The organism is Shewanella sp. ENK2 (assembly GCF_043568515.1).
GTDB classification, from domain to species: Bacteria; Pseudomonadota; Gammaproteobacteria; order Enterobacterales; family Shewanellaceae; genus Shewanella; species Shewanella japonica.
Window position 1 is genome coordinate 582,552 of record NZ_CP171406.1, and the last position, 12,099, is coordinate 594,650.

Genomic DNA, 12,099 nt, shown 5'->3' on the forward strand with positions numbered 1-12,099 from the left:
ATGATATACTCATTAAAAAGGCAGCCTTGCTGCCTTTTTAATACGTCTAACCTAGCTGTTTAGCAACTTACCATCGCATTGTAGGCATCAAACTAGCTCAGCTAACATGGCATCATCGTAAGCAGTCAGCTCTTCTCCACGACGTACCTTGCTCACATAATCAGGATTCGCAATAAACGCCCTGCCAATCGCCAACAAATCAAATTCATTCGCCTCAATGGCTTTATTGCCAGTTTCAGCGGTATAGCTACCAACCCCCACTAAGGTTTGATTGTAATGCTTTCTTAAATACGCGGACGCTTTACCATCTAGGTAGTCAAACTCCATTGCATCATCAAATATTCCTAAATGAATAAAGGCAAGTTGACGAGACTCTAATTGTTTAAGTAGGTAATCAAATACTGCCCGATCGCGGCTATCGGGTTCCATATTAAAATACGCCCCAGGTGATAAACGAATAGCCGTTCTCTCGTGGCCAATTTTAGCCACAATCCCATCTACTACTTCAATGGCAAAACGTGCCATATTTTCTGGTGATTCACCATATTCATCTATGCGGTTATTACAGGAGTAATGTAGAAATTGATCAATGAGGTAGCCATTAGCACCATGAATTTCAACGCCATCAAAACCGGCCTTGAGCGCATTGTCTGCTGCGGTTGCATAATCTGCCACCAGCTGAGTAATATCCTCACTGGTCGCTGCTTTAGGCTGTTGATACATTAACTCTCGATTGCGGGGTATTGTGCCTTCTATGCCAATGTTTGATGCTGATAGCACTTCACCATTACCTTCACCAAAAAAGAATGGATGAGCAACACGTCCTGTGTGCCAAAGCTGAGCAAAAATTTTACCGCCTTTATCATGCACGGCCTTGGTGACAACTTTCCAGCCATCAATTTGTGCCTGGGTATAAAGTCCAGGTGTATTGATATAGCCCTGGCCATCGGGACGAATAATGGTCGCCTCACTAATGATAAGTCCAGCATCGGCACGGCGAGCATAATAATCAGCCATGGTTTGCGTTGGAACTAAATCATCATCAGCCATGCAGCGAGTTAACGGGGCCATTAATATTCTGTTGTTAAGAGTCAACGTGTCATTGAGTTTATAGGGAGTAAATAACGAGGCTGGCATAATGCTTCCTTGAAAATGAGATCGTTAATTGGTGTGGTAAATAAGTCACCGCGTTTAATGGCAGTATATACATACTTTGTCTGCCAGTTTAACAACAGATTAAGTTTGTCATATTTTATGTTTAAGCAACTAAACGATTATCTCAAACATCTAGGTCAATGATTCAACATAGATGCTCGTCATAAGTATGAAATGAATATTGAGACTCACTTTTTACAGTCGATTAGTTTGCCTCAAGATTACGAAGAAAGGAGGTAGAAAGTTCAGATTGATTGGCATTAATCAAATAACAATAATTAGTTACGGCTAAAGTACCTTTTAAACAAGGTTTTTTTGCGCATAAACACGCTCGCCCAATGAGTTAAGAATTTTACACTCGCCATCAAGTACAGCAATGATTGATTTACCAGCACGAAACTCATTTGGCAGCATTACCCTACCTGTTTCACTTACGTCAAGATCAGTCAACACAGTATTCTTCATCAGTAAGCCAACTGGGGCCTCGTAAAATAGCACGGTTACCGTGGCTTTGTTATTATCATCCGTGGTGGCAACTTCCTGGCTAACATCTGTCATATAGAACTCTCTTATTAATGCTGACTTATCAATGCAATCATATCGTTACTTCCCTCCAAGTTTAGCGCATTTTTACTATAGAGGGTTTCTCACACAGCTTTGAGTTTAGATGATAATTAAGTCTATTTCCGCATTTTAGTAATCAATATCTTACACAAATTTAACAGTAACTATGTTAAATTGAATGCATTAACCCTATATCGGCTGATCTGTATCAATAGCTCTGCTCATATAGACTAAACAGCTGCGATTATTTTTGTTAGAATCAGCGGCAATTTTTCGAAATTTAAAACGAGATCAAGATGGGAAGAGCATACCAAAACCGCAAAGAATCTATGGCAAAGACTGCCGGCCAAAAAACGCGTTTATACTCGCGTTATGGTAAAGAAATTTATGTTTGTGCCAAAAATGGTGGTGTTGACCCTGACGGTAACCTAGCGTTACGCAGCTTAATTACTCGCGCAAAGAAAGACCAAGTACCAGCACATGTAATTGAACGCGCAATCGAAAAAGCGAAAGGCGGTGGCGGTGAAGATTACGATACTGCACGTTATGAAGGTTTTGGCCCTGGCGGGTGTTCAGTTATCGTTGACTGCCTAACCGATAACGTAAAACGTACCTTTACAGAAGTACGCCAAGCATTTGTTAAAAACGATGCTAAGTTAGGTGGCCCTGGCACTGTTGCCCACAGCTTTGATCATCAAGCCGTATTCGTATTTGCAGGTGATGACGACGAAGCCATTTTAGAACTGCTAATGATGGCGGATGTTGATGTCACTGACGTTGAACTTGAAGATGGCATGATTAGTGTATTTGCGCCAATTACTGAGTTTAACAAGGTACGTGTTGCACTGACTGAAGAAATTGCCGATATCAACTTTGAAGTTGAACACATTACTTTTGTGCCACAAGCAATGACCGAAGTTACTGGTGAAGATGTTGAAACGTTTGACAAGTTTATTAACGCATTAGAAGATTGTGACGACGTGCAAAATGTTTATCACAATGCTGAAATTAATGATTAAACATCATTAGTTAACGGCCACAAAAAACGCAGTCATTTGACTGCGTTTTTTTATTTCGTTAGAAAGTCTTGGACTATTTCAGGTCCATCTCTTGCACTCTTTCATAAGCAATTTCAGGCGCTGTCACTTCAGGCTTGGCGTGTAAATCAGCTTTTAGCTGACCTTTGCGGTGTTTAAGAGCTGCATCAAGTTTTTTACCTGCACTTGAAAGTGCTGGATACATAACAGGATCTGAGGCTTTTGCTGCGATACGACTGCCTTCATAATTTGTCGTGATTTCAACTTCAAATTCGCCGTGTTCTTTTGAGATGATAATATCGAGTGATATTAGCGTTGGGAAATGGCTGGCAATTTTGGTGAATTTTGCGCTAACGTCTTGTTTTACAGTATCTGTAACATCAACATGGTGACCCGAAAGATTTATTTTCATAGATAACTTATCCTTTAATAATATAGCAAGGCTATATACTTCACTTTCTAGCAGATATTTATTCTTACATAAGTAGATTTTGGGGCGTGTGTCCTAGATCACAAGGGCCGTTGTATAAATTTTTGTTAACTTAGCTAACAACCTGCCTTCTTTTAATACTACTGTCATTTTCTTCCTTTACAGCTTTAGTATAGACACAAAAACCAAACAAAATCTGCAACTTTTGTCGTCTTTACATCAAAAATGCATTTATTGTCATTTTTCAGACAATTAGCCCTCTTTTTTGTTTAAATTTCATTCAGAGCAAGCCAGTTAACAAAGTAATGTATTACTGTTCGCCCCCTTAAAAGACGCTTTAAAACAGTTTTAGCACAAATAACATTGGGCTGCTTTTACCGAGAACCCTGCTATTTAACACTGAGTCATCCTGATGAAACATAATTAATAAAGCACTACCGACCAGCACGCTAGGTGTCATTCACAACACGTATTGCGGTTTTTGAACACAAAAAAAGCCCAGCTTTCGCTGAGCCTTTTACCATCCACACAATTATCTAGTTAACACTATTAACGGTTAACGTAGGTGAACTTGAACTTGGGCCTGTTACCGTAAAGCGATAAGTACCTGCTACAGCAACATCAAACAGCATATTTGCTCCTTTAGAGGCTAAGGTTTTCATATCGCCTTCAATCACTGCCTCTTCACCAGCTATAGCGCCAAAATCTACCGTTGACCAGTCTCCTGTGGCGATTTTGAACTCAGCAGTTCCAGCGTCAAGTGCAATATCGACAGTATATACAGATGATCCCTGATAACTGAGTGCATCCACTTCCCCCCACCCATTCATGCCACCACGAATGTAAACGGTATTACCAGCAAACATATCAGTTTTGTTTACTGTTAACACAGGTTCATTGCGATTAGTCATGTCTAGAGTGAAGGTATACATTTCTTCAGTTTCAAAGTTCAGGCTCATATTGCTACCAGAAACAGCTAATGCTTTTTCAGTCCCTAGTGTGACTGAACCATCGGCATCTAAGCTACCAAAATCAACAGTAGACCAATCAGCTGATGCCACTTTAAACTCATGGTTTGCTACAGATACCAAAATTTCAGCTTGATAAATACTACCGCCCATATATGTGAGCTCGTCAGTTTCACCCCAACCGTTCATGCCACCACGAATATAAACGCTAGTCCCCACAAACGGCTCTTCGTTGTATACGGTAAGCACTGGGTTATCTTTATCTGCCGCATTGAGTGAGAACACGTAAGTTGCATCAGTTGCAGCTGTAAAGCTTAAGTTTGCACCACTTGGCGCAAGTTGCTCTGCTACGTCTTCATCTACACCTGCTTCAGCATCTGATACGCCGCCAAAATCAACGGTACTCCAATCTGCTGACGCTACTTTAAAGTCATAGCCACCCGCAGCAAGTGTAATCGCAACACGATATTCACCACTCCCCACATAGGTAAAGCTATCCACTTCACCCCAACCATTCATGCTGCCACGAACAAAGACTTCAGTGCTGCCATAAGGTACAACATCAGGTGCTCCTGCAGTGGCATCAGCACTTAATCCTGTCCCTTGGGTATCTCCTTGGTTTTTAACAAACACAGCTGTGGTATGAGCTGGAACGGTAAAGGTTCCTTCCTCAGTGCCTTCACTAAAGTTTGCACCTTGAACTGTTGAGTCAACTGACATAGCTAACGTTGGATGCAAACTAAAGCCCGTTGCTGTTGAAACAGTATGAGATTGCTCACTATCACTACCATTTATCATCACCACCATGGCATCAACCGCAGGGTCAACATCCACTAGGCCAGCACCATCGTCAACACTCATCACGATAACGCCTTGCTTTTGGTTTTTACCAATATTATGGAAACCAACTCGATCAATAATGTCTTGTTCGGTAGTTAACCGCAGTAAAGGGCTGCTTTTACGTATTGATAAGAACTCATTAAACACGCTTGAAGCAAACTCAATTTCAGACATTGATGGGGCTGAATTAGGATTACCTGCTAGTGCGATAATTTGTTCCATTTTCTCTGCATTATCTTGCTCTAACGGTAATCCAACATTCCAGTTATTGCTTTCCTTAGTAAAGTCGACCCAGTTAAACCAATCACCAGAGTCATAGGTGTTACGATCCAGTGATTTTGACCGCAACATATCACCACCCATTTGGAAGAACGGGATACCTTGGCTCATTAATGGAATCGTTGCAGCAATGTTTTGCACACGAACTCGAGTATCAAGCGACATACCAATGTCATTTGAGTACTGCAAAATATCCCACAAGGTTTCGTTATCATGCTTTGACACATAGTTAATACTGTCAGCAGGATCTAAAGTATAAGCAGTAGGCTGGGTGTTCCAGCTAAAGCTGCTACCTGTTGCTGTATTACCATTAAAGTCTTTTAAGACATAGTTTTGTAAGTTACCAGCCATTGATAAACGCAGGGTGTCTTGGTCGCGTAAGTAGTCATCTTTTTGCTCCATAGCAAATAATGCACCGCCACGAACTGACTCACGAATACGATCATTAAAGGTACCGACTTCACTGCCAGCCATATTGGCCTGAACAGCTTGTTCAAATAAGCGGTTATCTGCGACTTCACCAAAGTTCCAACCTTCACCATAGAAGTAGTTATCAGGATCAACCGCTTGAACAGCCTCGCGAGCATCTAAAATACTGCTCTTAGGCATATGACCCATCACGTCGAATCGGAAACCATCAAATCCATACTGCTTGGCAAGAATGACCATGGAGTCTGAAACAAACTTATCCATCATTCGATGCTCTGTTGCAGTATTATCACAACAAGTCGATGACTCAATTTTACCGGTAATTTCGTTATAGCGGTGGTAGTAACCTGGCACGACTTTATCCAGTACCGAGTTATCCCAAAGTCCCGACGAACTCGTATGGTTATAGACCACATCAAGTACCACGCGTAAACCGAGTTCATGTAATGCTAAGTTCATTTCTCGCAGTTCTTTAATACGAGCAACACCTTCAGCATTAGTCGCATAACTTCCTTCTGGGGCAATAAAATGTTGCGGATCGTAACCCCAGTTAAAGCTGTCATAACCACGCATAGCATTAACGAGTGCTTGCGCATCTTTAGAGCCTGGTAATGTTCCTTCTAAAATAGACTGAATAGTTGCCGACTTATCCTGAGTCAAACACGCATCTGCATTGTCATCAATCTTGTCACATAAGGTGCCCAAGGTATCTGAAATATCAACGCGCTCAGCTGGGTCTTCATTGACTGTGGCAATGTCATTGATTGGCAGCAAATGAAAATGTGTTACACCACTTACAGCCAGCTTTCTAAGATGCTCAACAGGGTCACTTCCCTCTTCAGTAAAGGCTAAATACTTTCCTCGATTAGCTTCAGACGTGCTTGCATCACGTGCACTAAAGTCACGTACATGACCTTCGTAAATCACGATATCCTCAGGATTTGCCACCGTCATAACTTCGTGGCCATCCCAACCTTCAGGTTTTAAATCTGCATCACTCAAGTTAACAAATTGGCTGTAACGGCCATTAGTTGAGACATTAAGTGAATAAGGATCCGTTGACTCGAGTGTTTCAATAGCCTGAGTAACAGGATGATAAACTACTAATTCATAGCGGTAATACATTCTGTCTAGGCTCATATCACCACTGAATGACCAAATACCCGTGTCAGCATCAAGGCTCATCGCTTCTGTAGAGGTTAAGTTTTTCGCCGCGTCATAAACCTTTAAGTTTACCGACTGCGCTGTTGGCGCCCAGACATTAGCAATGATGTTACTACCGTCATATTTTATGCCTAAATCAGCTTCGTCAGCATCGTTATCACCTGAGGTATATAACGCATCCAATACTTTTGCCACTTGAACATGACTTGCCGCGACAGGTTTATTATCACTGTCATAGGCCGCCATCACCAATTGATTTTTAGCAATAGACTTAGCTTCTTCTGCAGTAAAATTCGCTTCATAGGCAGGCCAATCAGCTAAATGTGGAACTAAGGCTTTTTGCACATCAGTTAGCTCACTGGTCATCACTTCAACCTGAGTACCACTGATGTTGCCATCATTATCAGCAGCAATTCCAGCTGATGCTGAATGATGAATGACGAACTTGGCAATGCCGTCGGGATCTTCATTCCATACAAAAGTGTTTTGATCTAACCAGTGAGCACTTGCACCAGCAATGGAAAAACCAACATCTAGAATCGGATAATCATACACATCACTTTCACCATGGATGGTAAAATTAGTACGGTTAAAGTTTGCTTCAGGCTCGCCGTCTTCGGCTAACACTTTAAGGTTCATGACTAAGTCACCATCCCCCAGTGCTTTACCTGAACCTTCAGTACCGATATGAACAATAAAGTTGGCACATTCGCCATAGCCTTCTTTAAGATTAATGATCCAATAGGCACCATAATTAGGGTCAATACCATCAAACGAATGACCATTTGCCCAATCAGTTGAATCAAACGGCGGCGCATAGCTATCACAGGTGTCATTATTCCAAGTATGCAGCTTATAACCTGGGTAATTAGGGTTCGAATCAGTATTATCGTTATCTTTGATTCGGTTGTAATACAACACAGCTTGGTTTTCACCAGCGTAAGCTACAGGCTCTGGTAGCTCAGGGTTATAGCCCACAATACAGCTTTCATTTTTTGCATCTGGAAATTTAGGTGCAGGACAGCTTAATGGCGGCGGTGGTACACATTCGGTGCCCGCTGCATTAGGGATATTCGGTACATTACACGTTAACAGCACTTCACCTGGCTCAGATGAATCCCCACCACCACAACCTGCAAGCGTCGCTATACTGGCAGCAACTGCACATAATTTCACGACTCTAGAAATACTCATCATGAGTGACTTCTCCCCATAGAATGTTGATTAAATTGCGTCATCAGTTTGTTGTTATTAATTTGATGACCCATCACACGAATTAACTGGATATTGTTCTTATTATTTTTGTTACATGGCATAAGTGAACCCCAAGTAAAATTCGCGGCCAAAGTACTGAATGGTGCCGGTTTTGTTTTCAGTGCCGAAGTAACTTTTAGTTGGCTCATCGGTTAAGTTATTCACTTGAAATAACACTCCTAAGCCATCAGTCACTTGGTAAGACGCTTGATAATCAAGCACTGTTTCACCGTCAAAGTTCACCACTTGTTCGTTAATCGCGACTTGCTCAGATACGAAATCATCACGGAAGCGACCACTTAAACGAGTTTCGAAGCCTTCGTAAGAGTAAAAGAGCGTGGCGCTGACCACATTGTTAGATAACCCAGGTAAATCTTGCGTTGCCGTGTCACCACCTAAGTTAGTAATGGATTGCACTTCAGACTCGGTGTAAGAGTAACTGGCGTTAAACCCTAGCCCTGACCATCCAGCTGGTAGTGAAGCAAACACTTGGGTGTAAGCTAATTCAAGACCACGAATATAGCCGCCTTCAGCGTTATTGACTGCTGTGGTGTAAGTACCGTTAGTGGTTTCAATTTGCTCACCACTATCTTCATCAATAATGTAATCAGGGACGTTAAAACCGTTGCCTTTAAAGTCGAAGTTATCAATCGCAATCGTGTCAATGAATGAGTCAATATTCTTATAGAAGACAGCAGCGACGAGAGCCCCTTCATCAAAGTAATACTCATAAGATAAATCGTATTGATCTGCATAGAACGGCATTAAGAATGGGTTATTGGTACTTGAACCATTGATTTCACCATCATCTGAAACCGATGCACTAATATCACCAGCTAAGCGATTAATCGGTGGGCGAGACATCACTTTTGCAGCGGCAAAACGGACCTGTGAGTCATCAGTGACTTTAAAGTTTAAGTTGATAGAAGGCAGGTAATCGGTGTAATCCACACCTTGTACTGTAGGGGCATAGTTTTGGTTAATAATGCCAATTTCATCAGTAATATTTTGCGCACCTAATGTTGGGTCGCCTTCTACATTTTGAAGCATGGTCGCTGACTGGTCGGTATTAACCACACGAACGCCAAAGTTACCCGTAATTGGTAATCCACCAATTTCAGTATCAATGTTTGCCATGACATAGCCAGACAAGACTTCTTCATACACCTCGCCACTTTGCAGCACTGACCATGAATAGTTAGTTGTGTAGCCTTGTGGATCGATGACTCCACCCGCATTACCCCAAGTTTGCACAGGCTGTGGCGTGCCATCTGGGAACCATGCATTGAGCGCTTTATCTAAATCAATGGCTAAATAAGAAGGGAAATATGAAAAGTCACCATCCCAGTCAACAACCGTTGTCATATCATCGGTAAGTTTGAGTGGCGGCTCAGACTTTGAAAATGCACCATCATTACCGTATTCAAATACTGAGCGATCGTTTGAGTAAGTGCGATCTGAATAGCGTGCGCCAAACTCTACACTTGCGATAAAGTCATTATCTAACTCATAAGTAAAATCTACTCGGTATGCTTTCACTTCATCTTCGTTTTCAAACGGATAAATACCGTATTTACTGACCATCACTCGGTCGATATCAGAAAATGCATCCGCTTGATTAAAGCCAACATCGGGTAAATCTAAACCATTTAATAAATAACTTACTGAGACATTCTCATCAAAAATAGGCGCATCCGCATTCGCATCAACAGCGACATTTGACCAAAGTAAGCCGTTTCTGAAATCACTTTTAGCCGCTGATAACGACACATCGACATTGACGTTTAATCTGTCTGTTACCTGCCAATCACCATTGATACCAAAGCTGTCGACCTCATCAAAATCTTGGTTATCATCATTGACGATTTCGACACGAGTGTAGCTTTTAGAAGTGCGATTAAACGTGCCGCCGATAACTGAATTACCATCATAAGTTGGATTTGAAACACTGGCATCACGGCCGCCAAATTTGGTACGAAAACCACGAGCAAATGATTCGCTGTCAAAGCGGGACATAAAGGCATCAGCCTTTAACACAAAATTGTCTACTGGTGCCCACTCAATGGCGGCCATGTAACCATTTCGAATTTCAACACCACCTAGATGTTGTACCTCAAAACCTTCACTGATGTATTCGTTCGCAGGGTTATCTTCAGGTCCATTGGTATCCCCTTCAATGCCGTCGACATCCTTGGAATCATTGTAAGCAAGGCCAATAAATTGAGTTGCGACACTCGGCTGTTCAAGACGAGCGTAACCCACTGCCACACCTAAGGTATCCTCTAGGAATTTACCTTGATATGAAAAACTTAAACGAGAACCAAAATCTTCGGCACCGTACACTTCATCGGCACGATCGTTATACATACCACGCACATTGGCAGTAAAGTTATGTTGTTTATCTTTGCTTAGAGGACTGACGGTTGTCAGCTCAACAGTACCCGCAACACCGCCTTCAATAAGCGAGGCTTTAGGCGACTTGTAAACCGCTGCAGAACTAATTAATTCAGAAGGGTATTGGTCAAACTCAATACTACGAGAACCGCTCGTTGATACTTGTTCACGTCCATTTAAGGTTGAAAAAACAAAGCCACCCGACATACCACGAATGTTAATTTCAGCAGCTTGACCACCAGTACGAACAGCAGAAATACCAGGTAAACGGGTCAATGCATCGGCCATTGAAACGTCAGGTAGTGCACCTAAGTCATCGGCAGATAATTGCTCAGAAACGGTATCCCCATAACGTTTTGAGTTAAGTGAATCAATCAAACTACGACTATAGCCTTTCACACTGATCCGCTCGATGTCAGTTTCAGCTTCCGTATCATCCGCTTCATTGCTAGCTAACGCATTTGTGGGTTGTGTATTCTCTGTGGCACTCACTTCGACATCAGCTGTCGATGATTGAACCGTTTCAGTTTTTATCTCATCGGCCGCAAATGCGTCATTAGGAGTCAACATAATACTGACTCCTGCCGCTGCTAGCGCTAGTGATAACACACTAGGTTTACAATTGAACATTGAGTTTCCCCTCACCTTACTGACTTTATAGTCACCCAACATTCAGTTATACGACTCAGACTAATGGAATATCAGGCATTATTATCGAGTTATAGTAGTCATGGATAAGTATTAGTCTCAATTTTTTGCATACGTATTCATAACAAACCATTAACAAACAAATTCAAAAACGCTTACATAAGCGAATGAATTAATGTGCAAAAAACAAACAAAGTGAAATGCAAAGGTATTTTTACGAATACAATAGAATTGAATTTTCTAAGCTTTAGTAGATTTCATCAGGTACTCAGGTAAAATGCAGGCTCGGTAAAAATGTATTTAAGGTAAGAACGCTAATTTATTTAGCAAACAATCGACTTTAAGCATTTGAATTGGCTAATAAAGGAAGCATTAATGGGTTTTAAGCTAACGGTAAACTGGCAAGCGGATCATTTTGAACATACCGCACCTGAATTTAACCGAGATCACCAAATTGAGTTTGGTTCAGGGCAAGTGATACAAGCTTCTTCAGCACCTGAGTACAAAGGTAATGACGAAAAAATTAACCCAGAAGAAAGCCTTTTGGCCGCCCTATCTTCGTGTCATATGCTGACATTTCTAGCCATTGCGCACTTAAAGCGATTAACTGTCGTATCTTATCAAGATAATGCCCGTGCTGAACTTGGTAAAAACGATTCAGGAAAATTGTCTGTCACTAAAATGCTCTTAAACCCGCAAGTAACGTTTGCTGAAGGCATTGAAGTCAGTAATGAAGTATTGCAAAAAATACACGATAAAGCCCATGCTAATTGCTTTATTGCGAACAGTATTAACTCTGAAGTATCAATAAATATCGATTAATATTCATTACCGAGTTAAGACAGATTTAACCTCTACTCAGCAACCGAGTAAGACATAAAAAAGCCAATCATTGTGATTGGCTTTTTTAGTGTCTAGATGACTTATTAGTAAAAGC

Annotated in this window: 7 protein-coding genes; 2 read left to right on the forward strand and 5 right to left on the reverse strand. The window is 41.5% G+C overall.

Features of this window, described 5'->3' with window-relative positions:
* Positions 1–87: 87 nt before the first annotated feature.
* The gene (locus tag ACGEDC_RS02740; RefSeq protein ID WP_394496305.1) at positions 88–1,137 is read right to left on the reverse strand and encodes an alkene reductase; all 1,050 of its coding nucleotides are present in this window, start codon (positions 1,135–1,137) and stop codon (positions 88–90) included.
* A gap of 318 nt (positions 1,138–1,455) precedes the next feature.
* Positions 1,456–1,713, reverse strand: a complete 258-nt coding sequence (locus tag ACGEDC_RS02745) for a TIGR02922 family protein (protein ID WP_055025699.1) — start codon at positions 1,711–1,713, stop codon at positions 1,456–1,458.
* Between the two features lie 302 nt (positions 1,714–2,015).
* Between ACGEDC_RS02745 and ACGEDC_RS02750 the strand changes: the two genes are divergently transcribed.
* A complete protein-coding gene (locus tag ACGEDC_RS02750) occupies positions 2,016–2,738 on the forward strand; it encodes a YebC/PmpR family DNA-binding transcriptional regulator (protein ID WP_055025700.1) in 723 nt (240 codons plus the stop codon).
* 73 nt (positions 2,739–2,811) lie between these two features.
* Here the strand turns inward: ACGEDC_RS02750 and hpf are convergent, their stop codons facing one another.
* The 3 genes from hpf to ACGEDC_RS02765 form a co-directional block, all read right to left on the reverse strand.
* Positions 2,812–3,168 carry a ribosome hibernation-promoting factor, HPF/YfiA family gene (hpf, locus tag ACGEDC_RS02755; RefSeq protein ID WP_055025701.1) on the reverse strand — a complete coding sequence of 119 codons (357 nt, stop codon included), beginning with the start codon at positions 3,166–3,168 and terminating at the stop codon, positions 2,812–2,814.
* A gap of 554 nt (positions 3,169–3,722) precedes the next feature.
* Complete coding sequence (locus tag ACGEDC_RS02760; RefSeq protein WP_394496309.1) at positions 3,723–8,063, reverse strand: alpha-1,6-glucosidase domain-containing protein; 4,341 nt, start codon at positions 8,061–8,063, stop codon at positions 3,723–3,725.
* A gap of 108 nt (positions 8,064–8,171) precedes the next feature.
* Positions 8,172–11,144, reverse strand: coding sequence for a TonB-dependent receptor (locus ACGEDC_RS02765; RefSeq protein ID WP_394496311.1), 2,973 nt, complete (start codon positions 11,142–11,144; stop codon positions 8,172–8,174).
* 393 nt (positions 11,145–11,537) lie between these two features.
* Between ACGEDC_RS02765 and ACGEDC_RS02770 the strand changes: the two genes are divergently transcribed.
* Positions 11,538–11,984, forward strand: a complete 447-nt coding sequence (locus ACGEDC_RS02770; protein ID WP_055025704.1) for an OsmC family protein — start codon at positions 11,538–11,540, stop codon at positions 11,982–11,984.
* Positions 11,985–12,099: the final 115 nt, after the last annotated feature.